Here is a 17,015-nt window from a genome sequence, read left to right on the forward strand (position 1 = left end):
TCACCGGGTCCAGACAGTTGGCCACCCGCGATGCGACGCCTCGAGCCCGCCCGAGGAGGCCCTCGACGGCGTGCCGCCACTGCCGGCCCCCACGCACAGCACCATCCCCTATGAGGGGGAGCCTACGGTCAGCATTCCGTCCGCCTTCCCCTGACCAGCGCAAACATGCCTGTATACGGGCCACGATGCCGGAGGTGTCCCGCGGAGCCGGCGGTCAGAGAGATTTGGAACGGAATCCGGCGTTAGCGGCTGTCAGGACCCGGCTGCGGCGCGGTCGCGGTGGGCGCGGATCTCGTCGTGGTGGTCGGAGGCCCAGCCGATCAGTTGTTTGACGATGTCGAGCAGGCCGCGGCTGAGGGGGGCGAGGGTGTACTCCACGCGCGGCGGGACCTCCGCGTAGGCCGTGCGGGTGATCAGTCCGTCCTGCTGAAGCTGGCGCAGGGTGTGGCTGAGCATGCGCTGGGAGATGCCGGGGACATCGCGCTGCAGGTCGGTGTAGCGCAGGGCGCCGTCCTCCAGGGTCGCGATGATCAGCATGCTCCACTTGTCGCCGACCCGGTCCAGGATCTGGCGGATGAAGGCCATCTGGTCAGCCGGGATCGCCGCGCAGGGCCCCCGGCTCGCGGCGGCCGCCGGTCCCCCTGCGTGCTCCATGACGCACATTCCCCTCCGTGGCGCACAGTGATGTGCCTTTTGTAAGCCTCTCCATACTGTCCTATCTTGACGTTGCGCACAAATAGTAGGAATCGGAGGGGATGCCATGAAGGTCGAGATCTGGTCCGAGATGACCGGCCCCTGGTGCGGACTGGGCAGTCATCGCCTGAAAGGAGCCGTCGAGCGGTTCGAGCACGGCGAACACGTAGAGGTGGTCCACCGGTCCCTCCCGCTCGGCAGCGGCTTCCCCGAGGGCTCTACCTTCACCGTCCGTGACGTTCTGCAAGATTGGTACGGCATGGGCAGCGGTCAGGCCGAGACCTCGACGCGCACGCCTCCGCCGAGGGAAAGAACCGGGCGGCGTGGGAGGCGATCTTCCGCACCTACTTCGGCCGGGCCGAGCCCGTCTTCTCGCTGGAGGACCTGCTGAAGCTCACCGGAGAGCTCAGCCTGGACCGTGAGCGGACTCGCCGGGCGCTCACCGAGCGGCGCTTCCGGCAGCAAGTCCTCCACGACGCCCGCCAGGCGCAGCGCCTGGGCGCGAGCGGCGCCCCGTTCATCGTCATCGCCGGCCGGTACGTCGTCGCCGGCGCCCACGACAGCGACAGCCTGCTGCGGCTCCTGCGCCAAGCCTGGGATGAGACCCACCCGGTCACCTTCGCCCCCAGCGGCCACGCCCCGGCCTGCGGCTCCGACGGCCGCGCCGTCGCCTCCGCAACCTCCTGACCCCATACTCAAGAGAAAGTGAACTGATCATGCCTACTCTCGCCATCGTCGGCGCCGGCCCCGGCATGGGCCTGGCCATCGCCCGCACCTTCGGCTCCCAGGGCCACGATGTCGCTCTCATCGCCCGCAACCGAGCCAAGCTCGACGACCTCGTCGGCCGGCTCACCGCAGAGGGCATCACCGCCGCCGCGTTCCCGGCGGACGTGCTCGACCACGACGCGCTGACCCAGGCCCTCGAAGACGCCGCCACCCTCTTCGGCGGCATCGATGTCCTCGAGCACTCACCCAACCCGGGCATCGGCTCCCTGACCGTCGCCTCCCCGTCCGAGACCAACCCGTCCGATGTGCAGGCGCTGATCGACCTGCTGTTCTACAGCGCCATCACCGCCACCCAGGCCGTCCTCCCCGCGATGCGCGAGGCCGGCGCGGGCACCCTGCTCTACACCAACGGAGGCGGCTCGGTCGACCCCCACCCGATGCTCGGCAACGTCAACGCCGCCCAGGCAGCGCTGCGCAACTGGGTGCTCAACCTGCACAAGGAGCTGGCCGGCACCGGTGTCCAGGCCGCGCACGTCGCCATCGACGTGTGGATCGGCGCGGGCGGCCCTCCCGGAGCCCCGACCGCGGAGGCCGAGGACATCGCCCCTCTCTACTGGGACCTGCACACCCAACGCGACGAAGTCGAGCGCGTCTTCACCGGCTGACGGCTCACAGCGCTCCTGCCGAATCCGCGTCACTCCTTGCGACGGCGCATGTCGGGAAACACAGCCGCCAGGGTCGGGCTGTCGGGCCGGTACAGGTCCAGCGGGTCGGCACGCATCGCCGCGTCGAGCGCGCGGGCGTCGTCACCGACCAGGATGCGCCACGTGCCGGCGCGTACGCCATCAAGGATGACGGTCGCGGCGTCGGCGGCCGACAGCGGCGCGGTGTCGCGGAACCACTCACCCATGCTCTTGACCGCAGCCCGAACCTCCTCATCACTCAACCGGTCGGCGGGAACGCCCGCGAAGGCGGCGGCGAGCACGCGGGCGTCCGCGAGCTCCTTGGCGGTCATGTCGTCAGGCTCGGAGTGGCCGTGGATCCGGCGGGAGTTGATCACGATCTCCGTGCTGACGTGCCCCGGCATCACCAGCGCGACCCGTACGTGCGGCGCGTTGATCCGCAGGTCCGCCAGCATCGCCTCGGAGAAGCCCTTCACGGCGAACTTGGCGGCACTGTACGCGCTCATCGGCAGACCGGGGCCGGCCGCCCAGAACCCGTTGACACTGCTGGTGTTGACCAGGCACCCCTCATCACTGGCGATCAGGAGCGGCATGAACGCACGCGTGCAGTTGTACACCCCGCCCCAGCAGACGCCGAACGTACGCTCCCACTCGGCTCGAGGGCTGGTGACGAAGCTGTTGCCGCCGCCGATGCCGGCGTTGTTGAACAGCAGGTTGATGCGGCCGGTCCGGTGCCGCTCGACCACCTCGTCGCGGAACCTCGTCACCTGAGCCTCGTCCGACACGTCGCAGTGGTGGGTGGTGACCCGCACATCGCCGCCGCCGGGTGCGGCTTTGGCGGCTCGCTCGGCGGTGACGGCCAGCCCGGCCTCGTCGACGTCGCACGCGGCGACCGAACAGCCTTCGGCGGCCAACTGAACGACCAGTTCGCGTCCCATCCCGGCGCCGCCTCCGGTGACGACGGCCATCTTTCCCGTGAACGATCTCATCGCCCACCCCCTTCGCCGCTGACCACCCTCGCACGTACCGGGGCGGCCATCAACGCCTGGTCCACCTCACAACACCCGCCTCGTCGTCGCCCGCCACCTGCTGCCCCGCCTCCTCTGCCTCCCTGACGGCAGCACCCGCACGTATGGTCCGCTGTTCCTGGCCGAGCGCCGCCCCGTCCCGGCCCGTCGGCCGGCGGCCGCCGACATCTGCCCGCACATTGGCCGCGCCCGCCTCGGCTGCGACCGCGCCCGCGTCCTGCTGGACACCTACGCCGGGCTCGACCTGCACCAGCTGCGCCACAGTGCCGCCACCAATCTCGGCGACGCCGAAGTCCCGCTGCAGCTCATCATGAGCAAGACCCGGCACAAGAACCCCCGCACCGCCATGCGCTACGTCAAACCGGGAGCTGAGGCCATCGCCGCCGTCACCGAGCACCTTGCTCCACCCCGGCGCCGACACTGATCCGGACTGTTCCGACAAGCTGTTGCCTGGGCGCCTCGTAACACCAAAATTCGGTCCGATCCTTCGGACGCCCAATCCGGAACGGGATGTCACGCCAAGCCGCTTCCGCTCGGCCCGCAAGCGCGACTTTTCGTTCGTATGCTGCTCAACCCCCGGAGCAGACGTCAGTCGCACAGGCCAGCCAGTCGATCAGCTCGGTGACTCCATGCGGGTGTTGATCAGGTTGTCGATCGCTTCATGCCGGGGCATGCCGGCGCCCCGCTGATAGGCCCTGGCATAGCCGGTGCGGCCGAGCCGGTCCACGAGGGTGGCCACGAGCGCGCTCAGTTCCAGATCGCCGCGGTCGAAGGCGCCGCGGATGACCTCGCTCATGCCGAGCGCGGTGGCCGCACCCGCCGGATCGCCCTCGAGCAGCAGCAGCCGGGCCAGGAGCTGGGCGGCCAGCGGAAGGTCCATGTTCACCTGTGCCGCCTGGACGGCGCCGGGCATCAGCTCGCGCGCGCGTGTGGCGTCACCGGCAGTGAGGAGGTTCGCCGTCCGGGCCGGCAGCAGCAGGCTCTGGCTCGTCTCCGCGGGAAGGGACAACTCGCGGGCGACCCTCTCCAGGCGCTCGAGTTCTCGATCGGCTCGGTCGATCTCGCCGCAGCGGCGGTACAGCTCCGCCGAGCAGGCATGGACCTGGATCTCCAGCATGGGCAGACCGCGCTCCCAGGCCGCCCGTTCCGCGGTTTCGAGGTCGTGCCCGGCGCCCTTCAGATCGCCGGCGCGCATGCGCTCCACGGCGAGCCCGAGCCGGGATGAGATCTCCTCCTGCCAGGCGAGGCCGGTGCTGATCGAGATGCTGCGCTCGTAGTCGGCGACCGCTTCGTCGTGCCGGCCCTCGACGGCATGGATCTGCGCCGTGCCATTCAGCATCATCGCGGTCCACCACCGGTCGCCCGCCTCCTCGAACGCGCGCAACGCCCTCGCCGCCGCGCTCGCGCCGCCTGTCCAGTCTCCGCGGGTACGGCTGCGCAGCGCCTCGACCAGGTGGGTGTGCGCGATGGCCCAACCGTCCGAGCCGTCCCGGACCCGGGTGATCTCCCGATCGACCAGGTCGTCCAGGCCGGCCATGAAGGCCGCCGTCAGCGTCATGGTCAGCAGCATCGGGTAGCGCAGCAGCGCGCCCGTCCGCGCACAGTCCTCGATCGCCGCCCGCAACTGCTCGGCGTCTCCTCCACCGGCCAGCAGGTGGATCGTGGTGAACGCGGCCCTGGCCGCCGGGGGCAGCACCTCGCCGTACTCCAGCACCCTGGCCACGTAGCCATCGGCCCGGCCGTCATAACGCAGCGTGTCCCAGTACCAGTACAGCGGGCCGAGGATCCGGGCCGCCGCCTCGGCGTCGCCATCGTCGATGGCCGTCTGGAGGGCGTACACGAGGTTGTCATACTCGAAGTCGAACACCCGCAGCGACTCCACCTGCTGGTGCGAGCGCAGCAGCGGCTCGTGTCGCTCGGCCAGGCCGGCGTAGTGGCGCCTGAGCTTGTGCCGTACGGCTTCGCGCTCCTCGGCGGAGCGGAGTTCGCCGGCCGCGTTAGGCCCGGATGGTCTCCAGCATCCGGTAGCCGTCACCGGCCCGCTCCACGATGGACTTGTCGACCAGGCAATCCAGCAGATAGGCGACATCTTCTACGGAGTCATCCGCACACACCGCCTCGATCGGGCCGAGCCCCGTTCGCGCCGGAAAGATCGACATCCGGCGGGCGAGTGTCCGCTCCTGATCGGTGAGGAGGTCCCAGCTCCAGTCGATGGCCGCTCGGAGCGTCTGCTGCCGCGGCTGGGCCGTCCTGTTGCCGGTGCCGAGCAGCCGGAAACGATCACCCAGCCGCCGGGAGAGCTCGTCGGCGTTCATCGTGCGCAGCCGCGCCGCGGCCAGTTCCAGGGCGAGCGGCAGGCCGTCCAGCCGGCGCACGATGTCCACCACCGGGCCCGCCGTCGATTCGTCCAGCGCGAAGCCGGGCCGTACGGCGACTGCCCGATCGAGGAACAGCCGTACCGCGCTCGCCTGCGCGGCGCGAACGGGATCGGCGTGTGCCGGGGGCAGGGCGAGCGGAGCCAGCCGGCACAGTGCTTCACCCATGACCTCCAGCGGCTCCCTGCTGGTGGTCAGGATGGTCAGGTTCGGCAGGCGCTCGAGCAGCTGCCAGGCGAACTCGGCCGCCGCTTCGGAGATCTGTTCGCAGTTGTCCAGCATGAGCACGCCCTCGCCACCGGCGAGCAGGCTGACCGATCGATCAAGCGGCGTCCCCGGGGGCAGGGCCTCTGTCGTGGCGATCGTGCCCAGCACCGCCTCGGGCAACCTGGTCAGCGTGTCCACCCCGGCCAGGGGGATGAGCCAGACGCGACCGCGCCGATGGGCCCGATGCCGGCTCAGCGCCTCCACGGCCAGGCGGGTCTTGCCTACCCCTCCGGGCCCTACGACGGTGACCAGCCGCGAGCTCTCTAACAGGCCGGCGAGCAGGTTCAGCTCCTCCTGCCGGCCGACGAGGCCGGTCAGGGGGGCCGGGAGCCGGCCCGGGGCCGCCCGGGAGCGCTCCGACAGCTCGCTCTGGCCGCGCAACACCGCCAGGTGCGTCCTGCGCAGCTCCTCGGAGGGGTCGATGCCCAATTCCTCGGCGAGCGTGCGGCGCACCTTCTCGAACAGGGCCAGCGCCTCGGACTGACAGCCGGCCGCGTGCAACGCCCGCATCCTCAGTACGGCCAGCCGTTCGCGCAGCGGATGCGCCGCGGTCGCCGCCTCCAGCTCGGCCAAGATCTCGCCGTGGTGGCCGAGCAGCAGCTTCGCCTCGAACCAGTCCTCGGTGGCCGCGGCACGCAGCTGCTGCAGGTGGGCGGCAGCCGTACCGGCGAAAGGGACGTCGAGCACGTCGGCCAGTGCGTCGCCCCGCCACAGCGCCAGCGCCTCACCCAGCAGCGCGGCAGCCTTCCGGCCGGAACCGGCGGCCAGTTCGCCGCGGCCCTGCTTGGCCAGCTTCTCGAAACGGTAGGCGTCGACGTCCTCGGCGCGTACGTGCAGCTGGTATCCACCGGAGGCCAGCTCGACGATCTCGCTCTCGCCCAGCGCCCGCCGCAGCCGGTACACCAGCGCGTGCAGCGCTCTGACGCTCTCCCGCGGCGGGCGATCGCCCCACAGCCCGTTGATGAGCGAATCGACGGGCACCACCTCTCCGCCCGCCAGCGTCAGCCTGGCCAGCAGCGCACGCACCCTGATCCCGCCGACGTCGATCGACGCCCCGCCATCGCCGTAGGCCCGCACCGGCCCCAGCACCTCAATCCGCATGGCCACCAGGCTATGAGGACCCGCTTACAGCGACCGCGCCGCCTGTCGTAGCGCTGTAAGAGCGCTGTCACCGCCGGTCCGCATCGTGGAGAACGTCAAACGACAGATGCGTGAAAGGCATGACATGCACGACAAGACGCAGCAGGTGCTCGAGTGGGCCGTCTCCGAGGTGGACATCCCCGGTATCGTCGCCGAGGTCAAGAACCCCGACGGCACCACCTGGTTCGGCACCGCCGGCGTGGCCGATGTGACGACCGGCGCCAAGCGGGTGCCGGGGGAGCTGGTGCCGATCGGCAGCGGCGACAAGGCGTTCATCTCCAGCGTGATCCTCACCCTGGAGGCCGAGGGCCGGCTGGACATCGAGGACCCGATCAGCAAGTGGCTGCCCGGCGTGCTGGACACCGGCGGCTACGACGGCACCAAGATCACCATAAGGCACCTGCTCAGCAACACCGGCGGCCTGTTCTCCACGGGTCTGGCGCCGGAGCTGGTGGCCAGATACACCAGCCGGTCCAAGTTCGCCCAGCACCGCTTCGACGCCTGGAGCCAGCAGGAGCTGCTGCGCCTGGCGGTCTCCCAGCCGCCGGTCGGCCAGCCCGGTGAGCGCTTCGTCTACTCCAACGGCGGCTTCGCCGTGTCCGTGGCGCTCATCGAGAAGGTCACCGGCAAGACCTATGCCCAGGAAGTCGAGCGCACGGTCTTCCAGCCGCTCGGCCTGAGCTCCAGTTATGTGCGGCCCGAAGGGGAGACCACCTTCCCCGGCCCGCACCCGCGCGCCTACTCCACCCAGTTCTATAAGGACGGCGTGGACCCGGCCGACGTCACCCCGGACAACTGGGAGTCGATGGTCGAGGAGCCCGGGCTCGCGCCCCTGGACGTCACCGAGTTCGACACTTCCTGGGAGCCCGGCAACATCGTCTCGACCACCAGTGACATGCTCCTGCTCATCAGCGCGGTGGCCAGCGGGTCCCTGCTGCCGCCGGCGCAGCATCGCAAGATGTGGACCACGGTCTCCACCGAGGGCGCCAACTGGCTGCCGCACACCCGCTACGGGCTCGGCTCCTTCGAGCTCGACCCGGCGATGACCGGCGGGATCACTGTGCGCGGTGTGGCGGGCAGCTACTGGGGGCACATGTTCGGCGCCCTGGCCACGCCCGACGGCGAGCGTGCGGTCGCCTTCCACACCAACACCGAGGCCAAGAGCTGGGAGCTGCTGTTCAAGCTCGCTGAAGCGGAGCTCGGCATCACGATCGGCGCGTAAACACCAGGCTGGGGCAGCAGGGACTGGACCAGGTGGTCACCGTCACCGACGCCGAGATCGTCGAAGCGATGGCGGCCTGCTTCACCCACACCAAGACCGTCGTCGAGCCGGGCGGCGCGTGCGCGCTCGCCGCGGCGATGTGCGGTCGGATCGAGATCTTTTCCGGCAGAATGGGCGTGGTCCTGTCCGGGGGCAACATCTCCTGGACCACGTTCCGGTCGCTGATCGACCGCACAGCAAGGTCCGCCTGCTCCTGCTGCGCGGTGCACCGGACCCGTCGATGCCAGCCGCGACCGGGTCGGGGGCGGGCACGAGGTACTCAGCGACGGCACGGCGGCACCATGCGGTCACTTCGGGGGCGTCACCCGCAGGCCGGGATCGAGCGGCCCGCCGGACGACAGCGACGCGCCATGGCGAAGGGCCCGCTGCTCAGTCGTACTCCCCGCTGCTCAGCCGTACTCATCGTGACGCCTCGAAAGCGTGCAACAGGAAGGCCAGCACATCGGCGAGCGGGGCATGTTCCTGGTCTCGGGTCGAGCCGCCGCCGTGTTCCTCGACGCGCAGCAGCACCGGCCGGCCGGAGGCGGTGGCCGCCTGCAGGCGGCGGCCAGCTTCGCCGGCTGCCACGGTGGCACCCGCGCGTCGTGCAGGCCGGTGGTCAGCAGCACCGCCGGGTACGGCACGCCGTCTCGAACCCGCAGGTAGGCGTCGATGATCAGCAGGGCACGCAGGCCTTCCTCGGTGGTGACGCTGCCGAACTCGGGCACGTTGATCGGCCCGCTCTCGGTGAAGTCGTTCCGCGTGGCGTTCACCGTCGGCACCTGGATCGCCATGGCCGCCCACAGATCGGGCCGGCGCACCAGCGCGCCGCCGGTGGGGATGCCGCCGCCGCTGACGCCCTGGCCGGCCAGCCGTCCCGGACGGGTGTAGCCGAGGGCGATGAGATGCTCGGCGCAGTCGATGAAGTCCGTGATGGTGGCCTCCTTGCGCTCGCCGCGCCCGGCCTCGTGCCATTCGCGGCCGTAGGCGCCGCCGCCGCGCAGGTGCGCGACGGCGTAGACGCCGCCGAGCTCGTACCAGGCGAGCAGCTCGGGATGGAACTCCGGCAGGTCGGGGATCGCGTGGGAGCCGTAGCCGGTGAGCACGGCAGGATTGTCACCGTCCAACTCCAGGTCCTTGTGGTGGATGACGGTGAGCGGGATCGGCGTCCCGTCCCGCCCGGGCGCGTACAGGGTGCGGGCGTGCACCTCGCCGAAGTCCACCGGTGAGCGGGGCGCCAGCCCGGTGTCCTGGAGGGATTGGCCGTCGTAGCGGTAGAGCCGTGGCGCGTCGGTCCAGCCGGCCACCAGCAGCAGGGCTTCGGGCCGCGCTGGGTGGGTGGTCCACTCCAGGATGGCGCCGTCCACCGGCATCGGGAGGTCGGCGGGCTCGCCGCCGGACAGGGGCGCGTGCCGTACCCGGCTGACGCCACCGTCGAGATCGCGCACCAGCAGCCGGTCGCCGACGACCCGCACCGCCTCCACCGCCCGCTCACCCGCGGGCACGACCACCCGGGCTCGGGACAGATCTGGTACGGCGAGCGGAACGGCCAGCACGTGGGAGCGCGGCGCGTCCCGATGGGAGACCAGGTAGAGGGTGTCGTGGCTGGTGGCGAAGGCGGTCACGCCGTCCGCCACGCCCGCGACCAGCCGCCACGGGCAGGCGGCCGGGTCGGCCAGCCCGGCGCGCGGCGCCACGTACACCGTGCAGTCGCTCAGCTGCTCGCTGGTCCAGGGCCAGGGGCTGAGCGCGCCGTGGGAGACGATCGCCAGCATCCACTCGCCTCGCGGCGGCACCACCAGGAAGGGCCGGTCCCGCGGGGTCAGCTCGACGTGGGGATTGAGGCCGCGCGCCAGCACCACCGTGTCCTGCGCCGGGTCGGCGCCCAGCTGATGCAGGAGGGAGCGGCTGTCCAAGCGGTGCCGCTCCACGTAGCGGTGATAGACGAACGACCGGCTGTCCTCCAGCCAGCTCAGGAAGGCGAAACGCGTCGTGGGCGGGATCGTCTCCCGGAGGGCGCCGGAGTCGGCGTCGATCACGTGGATGGAGCTGTCCTCCGACCCGGAGGCGGAGACGGCGCAGGCGACGTGGCGGCCGTCGGGGGAGGGCACGTACCAGTCGAAAGCGCAAGGGCATCAACCGGCGCGGATACAACCCCGGCTTCGGATTTCTCGACCACCGGCATCGTGTCCTGGCCGCTGTCAGAGCCACCGCAACACCGTCACGCTCACCCTGGCAGCCCGGCTACTCGGCCGAGACCGCGACACCCTCAGCTACCACGCCCACCGGACCAGGCCTTTGCTGGGCTTCGCAGCCCCCGACCTCGCCGCAATCCTCGCCCAGCCCCGCGCCCCTCTACCAGCGCGCATCCCCGTACGCGACGGTCGGCACGATCGTGCAGGTAGGGAACCACATCATGCCGGTCCCGCCGCCACACCGGGGGCCGGGTGACGAGCTCCTCGATGGCCTCGTGCAATTTCTCTGCCATAAGGGGAAAGGCTGACACCGCACCAGCCAGACCCAGGAGGGAAGGGAGAATCCTTTTATGCCGAAGCGATATGACTAACGGATCAATTCCAGATACATCCGCCCCAAGCATTCCTGCTCGCCATAGCGGTGAGATGTCCGAACGGTCCACCGGCTGCCGCTGGTCGGCTCGGGTGCTGCAAGAAGACCGCGAAGCGGCGTTCAGTGGTTGCGATGATCTCGATCTGCGGCCGTACGCCTGTGGCGGAGCTCTCCACCGCGGCGGCCGCGAAGGCTGATGCCGTCGAGAAATGCCGCCTCGCAACTGCGATCTTGGTGGCATGCTGAATGAGGTGTCACAGCAATCGTGGCGGCTCGAATCCAGCGGAGGAAGCAAGATCTCCGGCAATCGGTCGCGTCGCGGCCCGGCCGGCGCCCGGTGGCGGTGTGGCCGCCGGGCGGGCACGGTCCGATTGGGGGAGTGAGGCTGGTGAACAGAGATGACCTGCTAGAGGAGATCGTTACGGCGCTGGTTTCAGGCAGGCACCGGGTCATCACGCTGGTACCCGAGCTCGATGGTGTGGAGGGCTTCGGCACGACGACGCTTGCCGCAGTGGCCTGCCGCAGGTCAGAGGTGCGTGATCGATTCGGGGGCGAGATTGAGTGGGTGACCCTGGGCAACGATCCGGTTCAGGTACTCGACCACCGTCTGACCTCGCGTCTGGGGCTGGCTGCTGAGCTGAAGGTGCGTGATTTCCTGGCGATGGCGGTTCCGCAGCGGATCAGGCCAGCAAGGCGGCTCGTCGTGCTGGACGAGGTGCGGCCTGAGACGGGGGAGCTGGTGGTACGGGTGGCCGCGAGCAACGCGGTGGTCGTCGTGACCGGCGCCAGGGCACCGGCCGGCGGGCTGGTGTTCAAGTTGCCCTCGATCGCCTCCGAAGCCGGTGACCGTAGCCAGGGCTGGCCCTTGCTGCGTACGTTGATGCGGTCGTTGGACGCGGTACCCGACGAGCCGTTCGACCTGGCGGATGCGGGGCAGTGGGCACGTGCCGTGCACCAGGTGCTCGACCATGGGCTGACACGAACGCTTGCTTCCGCAGACCTGGAACGACTGCTCGAACTGGGAGGGTTCAAGGGAAGCCGGCCGATACCGCTCGACCTGGCCGCCCTCCTGTGGTGGGAGACGGCTGGCCTGTCGCGGGCGGAGAGCGAGCGGTTGCTGGCCGAACTGGGCGCGCTCGGCCTGGTGACCCGCGCGCCGGACCGTGACGTCATTCTGATGCCCGGCGCCGTACGCGACTACCTCCGCGCCGTCATGGGCACGGTACGCGCGCAACAGGCGGACCGGGCTATGGTGGAGATCGGCGAACCCCGAGAGGATTGGTCCGAAGAGGCGGGCGTGTACTTCTACGAGTACTTCGCCGACCACCTGGAGGCGGCGGGCGGCGACCTCGGCGAAATGGTCTTGGCAGGGTCGTGGTTGGCGACCAGGCTGGTGCAGGCAGGACCGCGTGCGGTGGCGCGAGAGCTGTCCAGGGCCGGTACGCAAGAGACGGAGCTGTTACGAAGGGCCCTTGAGCAGAACCTGCACCTGCTGGGCGAGCCCCCCTACACCGACTTGAGCGTCTTGGCGACGCTCGCCTGCCGCGTCCATTACCTGCCGGAGATCGCCGGGCAACTGCGCGACGTTCTGAACGACATGGCGGTGCCCTGGCTGGAGTGCCTGTGGACATCGCCCGATCTGCCTCATCCCTCACTGAGGCTGAGCTGGACGGTTCAGGAGGGCGAGGCGACCAGCGTCGCGATCAGCCCGGATGGCACCTGGCTGGTGATCGGCGGCGAGGACGGGCCGGTGCGGTTGTGGAACCGGGACGGCAGCGTACGTACGGAGCTGGCGGGGGACTTCGGTCAGGTCAGCCGGGTGGCGATCGCGCCCGACGGCACCTGGCTGGCCACGGCGGTAAGTGGCGGCGGCGTCCGCCTGTGGTCGGCCGACGGCGAACCACTGCGGGAGCTCGGCGACTATGAGACCGGGCAGGACGTGGTCATCGCGCCCGACGGCACCTGGCTGGCCGCCTTGAGCCTGTACGGGGGAGTGACCGCGTGGACCGCGCAGGGGCGTGAGCTGTGGCACGTTGACGCGCAGTCCGACGATGCGGAGCTGTCGACCCTCGCCATCGCCGCTGACGGCTCCTGGCTGGCCCACGCGGTCGGCGACCGGATCCATGTCCGGAACGCCGACGGCACCCTTCGAGCCGGAATCCCGCATGCCGTACAGGGATTCACGCTGGCCGCACATCCCACCCGCGACGCGCTGGTGACCAGCGACGGAGCGGTGTACGGCCCCGACGGCGAGCTCCTGCAGCGAATCCCGATCGAGCACTGGCCCTACGCGCCGCTCGCCGTGGCGCCCGACGGTACCTGGCTGGCCACGGCAAGCCGGGGCGACGACGTGCTGGTGGCACGTCTCGACCGGCCCGCGACCCATCACCTGCTCGGCCACGACGACGAGGTCCAAGGTGTGGCGATCAGTCCAGACGGCACCTGGCTGGCATCGGTCAGCGCGGACGGTACCGCCTGTGTCTGGGAGCACGAGGACCTGCCACGGCTGGACGGGCAGTCGCCACCGGGATCCCAAGGGGCAGTGGTCGTCGCGCCCAACGGCAGCCTGGCCACCGCCGGCGCCGAGCTCGTCTACTGGGATGAAGCGGGAAATCCGCTGTTCAGCGTGTCGGGCCTGGTCAGCCACATGCTGCTGGCCGCCTGCCAATCCTGGCTGGTCGCCTGGGACCATCAGAACCAGCTCTGGCTGATCGACCGCGAGGGGAACGTACGCGAGCGTCTGGAGACCCACCACTCCAGGCCGCTCGCGCTCGCCGCCGCACCCGACGCCACCTGGTTCGCCACCAGCGGCGCGGAAGGCGACATCAACCTCTGGTCCCACGACGGTATCGTGATCCGGAGGCTGCCTTCGGACATCGGACCGGCGCGTCATCTCGCCATCTCCGCCGACAGCAGCACCCTGATCGCTGCCTCCGAAACTGCCGTCCGACGGTGGACGAAGCAGGGACGTCAGATCGGCCGCAGCTGGCGGATGAGCTCTCCGATCAAGGACCTGGCCACCTCGCCCGATGGGTCGCGCACGGCCGTCATCCTTGCCTCCGGCGCCATCCGCCAGTGGGAAGATCGATACAGAAAGCTCCCTGGCCTGCAAGGTCTCGCCAACTACGCCGCCACGCTCGCCTACAGCCCGACCGGCGCCCTGCTGGCGGCGACGTACGCCTCGACGCTGCAGGTGTGGGACGCTGCCGCGGGGCAGCCGATGGCCCGCATCCGACTCGGCGCGACGCTCAGTGGCTGCGCCTGGTCCCCGGACGGCACCAGGGTGTACGTGACGGGCGATGCCGGACTACACGGCTTCACCCTCCACGTTCCCAGCGGCAACTGAGTCGGCGACTCCCGCGCCCCGTGCCTGACCGGCGCAGCGACAGATGCGCCCGCGGACCCGAGAACGACGTCACGGCGCGGCCCGGACCGTGAGGATCCGGACGTTGGGTCGTGGCACCGGCCGTGACGACTGCGATCTCACACCGAGCCTCTCGATGAACTGCCGCAGCACCGGCGATTCGTTCCCGGAACGCCACAGCACCGCCGAGGTGATCGGAGGGCTGGCCCCTGTGAGTGGCACGAAGGCCACGCCTTGTCCCCGTATCGCCTGAGCTGAGGCCGGCACCAGCTTGAGCAGCGTGACGTAACCACGGTCGTCCAGCAGCACGGTGCGTACGCTGCCGCTCTTGCCGCAGATGGGCACGTGCTCATCGTCCAGCCGCAGGTCCAGATCCTCGACGTACAGACCGCACACCTCGGAGGCGCGGGCGCCGCACACGTAGGCGGTCTCGAACAGCACCCGATCACGCAGCCAGCCCAGCGGCAGGTCCTTACGTGGCCGCCGCGGCGGGGCAGGGCAGCGTCTTGGGCATCTTGACGGTGTCGATCCGGTCCTGACGGCATCGATGTCCTTTCCAGGCCATTCGTGTAGCTGTGGAGGGTGGGGAGGTCGTCGGCACGAACCTGCTGGATCCAGGCGGGCAGGTTGTGGCCGTGACGCTTGGTGAGGATGTCGGCGAATTCGCGGACCCGCGTGGCGAGGGCGGTCAGGTGCGGGCAGGAGGCGACGAGGTCGTCCAGGTGCCGTCGAATGTGGTCGGGCAGGTCGCTGGGCCTTGTCATGATCCAGGAGGTGAGGCGTCGGGTCGCGGGCGGCCACGGCGAAGAGCGAAGTCATCGACGCTCAGTACCCTGGGGACCGGACCGCCGCCGGTTGGCAGGGCCATGACCAGCCGCAGTACCGTCGTTCGGGACACCGTCACGGCCAGCTTGGCGAGCGCGGCGCTTGTGGCCCGCCCGGCCAACATGACCGCCAGACCGCCGATCAACGCTGTCAAGGACGGGGTTCGCCGCGCATACCGCACCGCGAGATCCGGAACCTGCTCACGGAACGTCCGCCGTGGACACGCCACCTCAGCGCAGGCCAACCGCCGAAGGCGGAGATCCACCACCACCGCCCGTTCACCTACAGGTCGATCATGCAAGCGACGCCAGTGCCAGCCATGCACACGGCTGGACGGGTTCCCGCACACCGGGCAAGCCACAGGCTCGGGACGGACCTGCGCCATCACCCGAACGACCTGACCCTCAACCGCCACCCGGTCGACTCGCACCGCCCCGGCCAGGCGAGGAAAAACGATCTCCAAGAGATCAGAGTCACACCGTGATCATCTGCCTTACACCACCCACCGTCACCACCGGATTCGTGCCAGAGCCGAAAACCGTACAGTCCCCACCCTGCAGCGCCTGCACACCTTCGTGTGGTGGCGCGTGATCCGCTGGGTGATGCACCGGCATCGCATGGCATGGAGGGCCATCCAGCGATGGCTCCGCACTCCGCAAGGACGGTGGAAGGCCATCGAACTGGGCGGGATCAGGCTGTTCGACCTCGGCAGAGTGTCGATCACTCGGTATCGCTACCGGGGTAACGCCATCCCCAGCCCTTGGCCAGAGGCACTGATGACCTCAACGGCATGATCTCGTGGAGAGCCCGTTGCTCAGTAATGGGCACGGCGGGTTCGGCGGGCGGGCCGGGGAACCCACCGGGAGCAATCCCGGCAGGGCCCCCCGGTCCGACCCAACAATCTCGGCGAGGCCGTCGAACGCACCGTCACCCGCCACCGCGACCACCTCCACGACCTGACCACCGCGCTCAGCACGCGCACCGAAACGTCTCCACCTGCGGCGCCGTCCGTCCCGCCCCCCCTCGCCCGCCGCCGACCTGCTCGCCGCCATCGGCATGATCGGCCTACCCGCGGCCGTCCGCGCAGAACGTCGTACGTCGGCATCATCCGATCGGTTGATGCCGACTCCAGCGCGACGGGCGATGCCCGGCAACGGCGCGGCGGACGATCCTCAAGGCATGGCGATCATCGAAGTCGACCGGCTGACGAAGTCCTACGGCGGCCGGACCGTGGTGGACGGTGTGTCCTTCACCGTCGAGGAAGGCGAGATCTTCGGCCTGCTCGGCCCCAACGGGGCGGGCAAGACCACGACCGTCGAGTGCATCGAGGGGCTGCGCAAGCCCGACGCCGGGCGCGTCCGGCTGGCCGGCCTGGACCCGGTGACCGACCGGGAGCGGGTCACCCCGATCCTCGGCGTCCAGCTCCAGCACAGTGACCTGCAGGGCAAGCTCACCGTCCAGGAGACGATGGAGCTGTACAGCGCCTTCTACCCGCGCCCGGCGGACTGGCGGGATCTCACCGAGCGGCTCGGCCTGACCGACCGGCTGGGCGTGCGCTTCGAGAAGCTGTCCGGCGGGCAGAAGCAGCGCCTGTTCATCGCACTCGCGCTCATCGGCCGCCCGAAGGTGGTGATCCTGGACGAGCTGACCACCGGGCTGGACCCGCAGGCACGGCGCGACACCTGGGAGCTCGTCGGCAGCGTCCGCGACGAGGGCGTGACCATCGTCCTGGTCACCCACTTCATGGAGGAAGCACAGCACCTGTGCGACCGCGTGGCCCTCCTCCGCTCCGGCGCGCTGGCGGCCCTGGACACGCCGGCGGGGCTGATCGAGAGCAGCGGGAGCGCCACGGTCATCTCTTTCGTTCCCTCCCGGCACCTGGACGACGGCGAGTTGGCCGCGCTGCCCGCGATCCGCTCCGTGCGGCGTACGGACGGCGTCCGGCTGGTCGTCACCGGAACCGACGAGACCGCCGAGGCACTGATGTCCATGCTCGCGCTCAACGGCATCGCAGCGCGGAACTTGCGCGTGGAGAGCGCCTCCCTCGATGACGCCTACCTCGACCTCACCGACAAGGAGTTGTGA

General features: G+C 70.0%; 14 protein-coding genes and 1 pseudogene. 6 read left to right on the forward strand and 9 right to left on the reverse strand.

The window, feature by feature from the left end:
* Positions 1–252: 252 nt before the first annotated feature.
* Positions 253–654 (reverse strand): winged helix-turn-helix transcriptional regulator, encoded by a 402-nt coding sequence (locus ACBJ59_RS50135; protein WP_375117078.1) that lies wholly within the window; start codon positions 652–654, stop codon positions 253–255.
* Positions 655–942: 288 nt separating this feature from the next.
* On the opposite strand from ACBJ59_RS50135, the gene ACBJ59_RS50140 reads away from it, so the two are divergent.
* The gene (locus tag ACBJ59_RS50140) at positions 943–1,380 is read left to right on the forward strand and encodes a DsbA family protein (RefSeq protein WP_375117079.1); all 438 of its coding nucleotides are present in this window, start codon (positions 943–945) and stop codon (positions 1,378–1,380) included.
* 29 nt (positions 1,381–1,409) lie between these two features.
* Positions 1,410–2,084 (forward strand): SDR family NAD(P)-dependent oxidoreductase, encoded by a 675-nt coding sequence (locus tag ACBJ59_RS50145; protein ID WP_375117080.1) that lies wholly within the window; start codon positions 1,410–1,412, stop codon positions 2,082–2,084.
* Between the two features lie 29 nt (positions 2,085–2,113).
* On the opposite strand, the gene ACBJ59_RS50150 is transcribed toward ACBJ59_RS50145, so the two are convergent.
* Complete coding sequence (locus ACBJ59_RS50150; protein ID WP_375117081.1) at positions 2,114–3,091, reverse strand: SDR family NAD(P)-dependent oxidoreductase; 978 nt, start codon at positions 3,089–3,091, stop codon at positions 2,114–2,116.
* A gap of 292 nt (positions 3,092–3,383) precedes the next feature.
* Here ACBJ59_RS50150 and ACBJ59_RS50155 point away from each other — a divergent pair, with 292 nt between their 5' ends.
* The gene (locus ACBJ59_RS50155; RefSeq protein WP_375117219.1) at positions 3,384–3,554 is read left to right on the forward strand and encodes a hypothetical protein; all 171 of its coding nucleotides are present in this window, start codon (positions 3,384–3,386) and stop codon (positions 3,552–3,554) included.
* 189 nt (positions 3,555–3,743) lie between these two features.
* Here the strand turns inward: ACBJ59_RS50155 and ACBJ59_RS50160 are convergent, their stop codons facing one another.
* Positions 3,744–5,165, reverse strand: a complete 1,422-nt coding sequence (locus ACBJ59_RS50160; RefSeq protein WP_375117082.1) for a hypothetical protein — start codon at positions 5,163–5,165, stop codon at positions 3,744–3,746.
* Entirely contained in the window at positions 5,128–6,873 is a 1,746-nt protein-coding gene (locus ACBJ59_RS50165) for a BTAD domain-containing putative transcriptional regulator (RefSeq protein ID WP_375117083.1), read from the reverse strand. The genes ACBJ59_RS50160 and ACBJ59_RS50165 overlap by 38 nt, the downstream gene beginning before the upstream one ends.
* Positions 6,874–6,979: 106 nt before the next feature.
* Between ACBJ59_RS50165 and ACBJ59_RS50170 the strand changes: the two genes are divergently transcribed.
* Entirely contained in the window at positions 6,980–8,134 is a 1,155-nt protein-coding gene (locus tag ACBJ59_RS50170; protein WP_375117084.1) for a serine hydrolase domain-containing protein, read from the forward strand.
* On the opposite strand, the gene ACBJ59_RS50175 is transcribed toward ACBJ59_RS50170, so the two are convergent.
* The 3 genes and pseudogenes from ACBJ59_RS50175 to ACBJ59_RS50185 form a co-directional block, all read right to left on the reverse strand.
* Positions 8,118–8,369, reverse strand: coding sequence for a hypothetical protein (locus tag ACBJ59_RS50175; protein ID WP_375117085.1), 252 nt, complete (start codon positions 8,367–8,369; stop codon positions 8,118–8,120). The two genes, ACBJ59_RS50170 and ACBJ59_RS50175, sit on opposite strands and share 17 nt — an antisense overlap.
* A gap of 214 nt (positions 8,370–8,583) precedes the next feature.
* Positions 8,584–9,948: a prolyl oligopeptidase family serine peptidase gene (locus ACBJ59_RS50180; protein WP_375117220.1), complete on the reverse strand. Its 1,365-nt coding sequence runs from the start codon at positions 9,946–9,948 to the stop codon at positions 8,584–8,586.
* Positions 9,949–10,023: 75 nt separating this feature from the next.
* Positions 10,024–10,290 (reverse strand): annotated as a pseudogene (locus tag ACBJ59_RS50185) (hypothetical protein); the annotation flags it as partial.
* An 839-nt stretch (positions 10,291–11,129) separates the two neighbouring features.
* On the opposite strand from ACBJ59_RS50185, the gene ACBJ59_RS50190 reads away from it, so the two are divergent.
* Positions 11,130–14,087 carry a hypothetical protein gene (locus ACBJ59_RS50190; protein ID WP_375117086.1) on the forward strand — a complete coding sequence of 986 codons (2,958 nt, stop codon included), beginning with the start codon at positions 11,130–11,132 and terminating at the stop codon, positions 14,085–14,087.
* Between the two features lie 69 nt (positions 14,088–14,156).
* Here ACBJ59_RS50190 and ACBJ59_RS50195 read toward each other — a convergent pair whose 3' ends face one another.
* The gene (locus ACBJ59_RS50195; RefSeq protein WP_375117087.1) at positions 14,157–14,546 is read right to left on the reverse strand and encodes a hypothetical protein; all 390 of its coding nucleotides are present in this window, start codon (positions 14,544–14,546) and stop codon (positions 14,157–14,159) included.
* Between the two features lie 319 nt (positions 14,547–14,865).
* On the reverse strand, positions 14,866–15,315 hold the full coding sequence (locus ACBJ59_RS50200; protein WP_375117221.1) for a transposase family protein: 450 nt from the start codon (positions 15,313–15,315) through the stop codon (positions 14,866–14,868).
* Positions 15,316–16,109: 794 nt separating this feature from the next.
* On the opposite strand from ACBJ59_RS50200, the gene ACBJ59_RS50205 reads away from it, so the two are divergent.
* Positions 16,110–17,015 carry an ABC transporter ATP-binding protein gene (locus ACBJ59_RS50205; RefSeq protein WP_375117088.1) on the forward strand — a complete coding sequence of 302 codons (906 nt, stop codon included), beginning with the start codon at positions 16,110–16,112 and terminating at the stop codon, positions 17,013–17,015.

The organism is Nonomuraea sp. MTCD27 (assembly GCF_041950495.1).
Lineage (GTDB): Bacteria > Actinomycetota > Actinomycetes > Streptosporangiales > Streptosporangiaceae > Nonomuraea.

Excerpts from the sequence above, each read along its gene's own strand:
- ACBJ59_RS50135 (WP_375117078.1), bottom strand. The coding sequence starts at position 654 with ATGGAGCACGCAGGGGGACCGGCGGCCGCCGCGAGCCGGGGGCCCTGC.
- ACBJ59_RS50145 (WP_375117080.1), top strand. The coding sequence starts at position 1,410 with ATGCCTACTCTCGCCATCGTCGGCGCCGGCCCCGGCATGGGCCTGGCC.
- ACBJ59_RS50150 (WP_375117081.1), bottom strand. The coding sequence starts at position 3,091 with ATGAGATCGTTCACGGGAAAGATGGCCGTCGTCACCGGAGGCGGCGCC.
- ACBJ59_RS50165 (WP_375117083.1), bottom strand. The coding sequence starts at position 6,873 with ATGCGGATTGAGGTGCTGGGGCCGGTGCGGGCCTACGGCGATGGCGGG.
- ACBJ59_RS50170 (WP_375117084.1), top strand. The coding sequence starts at position 6,980 with ATGCGTGAAAGGCATGACATGCACGACAAGACGCAGCAGGTGCTCGAG.
- ACBJ59_RS50180 (WP_375117220.1), bottom strand. The coding sequence starts at position 9,948 with ATGCTGGCGATCGTCTCCCACGGCGCGCTCAGCCCCTGGCCCTGGACC.
- ACBJ59_RS50200 (WP_375117221.1), bottom strand. The coding sequence starts at position 15,315 with ATGGCGCAGGTCCGTCCCGAGCCTGTGGCTTGCCCGGTGTGCGGGAAC.
- ACBJ59_RS50205 (WP_375117088.1), top strand. The coding sequence starts at position 16,110 with ATGGCGATCATCGAAGTCGACCGGCTGACGAAGTCCTACGGCGGCCGG.